Raw genomic sequence first — 1,162 nt, 5'->3', positions numbered from 1 at the left:
GCTCCTGGTTCGATCCGCCCAAGGCCAAGGAAGCCGCCTTCGCCATGATCGACCGCGGCGCCGACGTGATGTACGCCGAGCGCTTCGGCGTGTCCGACGCCGCCAAGGAGCGCAAGGTTCTGGCCATCGGCAACGTCATCGACACCCAGCCGCAATATCCCGAAACCGTCGTCGCCAGCGCGCTCTGGCACATGGAGCCGTCGGTGGAACGCGCCATCGCCGCGGTGAAGGCCGGCACCTACAAGGCCGAGGATTACGGCCCCTACAGCATGATGGCGCACAAGGGTTCCAGCCTGGCGCCGCTCGGCACCTTCGAGTCGAAGGTTCCCGACGCCATCAAGGCGAAGGTCAAGGAGCGCGAGCAGCAGATCCGCGACGGCAAGTTCACCGTGAAGGTCAACGACGCCGAGCCGAAGTCGACGATGTGACGCCCGGCGCATCCCCGATGTCATCTCCCGTGACAGGCGGGCCGGAGGTTGTCCTCCGGCTCGCCGGCATTTCCAAGCGGTTCGGCCCGCTGCTCGCCAACGACGGCATCTCGCTGACGCTCCGCGCCGGCGAGGTGCTGGCGCTGCTTGGCGAGAATGGCGCCGGCAAGACCACCCTGATGAACATCCTCTTCGGCCATTACGTCGCCGACGAGGGCAGCATCGAGGCGTTCGGCCGCCCGCTGCCGCCGGGTTCTCCCCGCGCAGCGCTGGCGGCCGGCATCGGCATGGTCCACCAGCATTTCACGCTGGCGGACAATCTGTCGGTGCTGGACAACATCGCCGTCGGCACCGAATCGCTGTGGCGATGGCGCTCCGACCGGGGCGCCGCCCGCCGCCGGTTGCTCGACCTGTCCCAGCGCTTCGGGTTGGAGGTGCGGCCGGACGCGCTGGTCGGTGAGCTGTCGGTCGGTGAGCGTCAGCGGGCGGAGATTCTGAAGGCGCTCTACCGCGACGCCCGCATCCTGATCCTGGACGAGCCGACCGCGGTGCTGACGCCGCAGGAATCGGCCGGGCTGTTCGAGACCCTGCGCCGGCTGACCGCCGACGGGCTGGCCGTGGTTTTCATCAGCCACAAGATGAACGAGGTCTTCGCCGCCAGCGACACCGTCGCCGTCCTGCGCGCCGGCAAGCTGGTCGCCACCCACGCCACCGCCTCGAAAGACCGGGCGAAA

General features: G+C 68.6%; 2 protein-coding genes. Both read left to right on the top strand.

Annotation, left to right across the window (positions count from 1 at the left end; genetic code table 11):
* A partial coding sequence (locus I71_RS33600) for a BMP family protein (protein ID WP_042704520.1) occupies positions 1-428 on the top strand: 428 nt, incomplete at its 5' end.
* 17 nt (positions 429-445) lie between these two features.
* Positions 446-1,162 (top strand): ATP-binding cassette domain-containing protein (locus tag I71_RS33595; RefSeq protein WP_042704522.1); only part of this gene is annotated, 717 nt, incomplete at its 3' end.

Origin of the sequence: Azospirillum sp. B506, from assembly GCF_000333595.1 — a bacterium.
GTDB lineage: Bacteria > Pseudomonadota > Alphaproteobacteria > Azospirillales > Azospirillaceae > Azospirillum.
The sequence above is the reverse complement of the archived record's forward strand: the minus strand, read 5'-3'. Positions and strand labels throughout refer to the sequence as shown.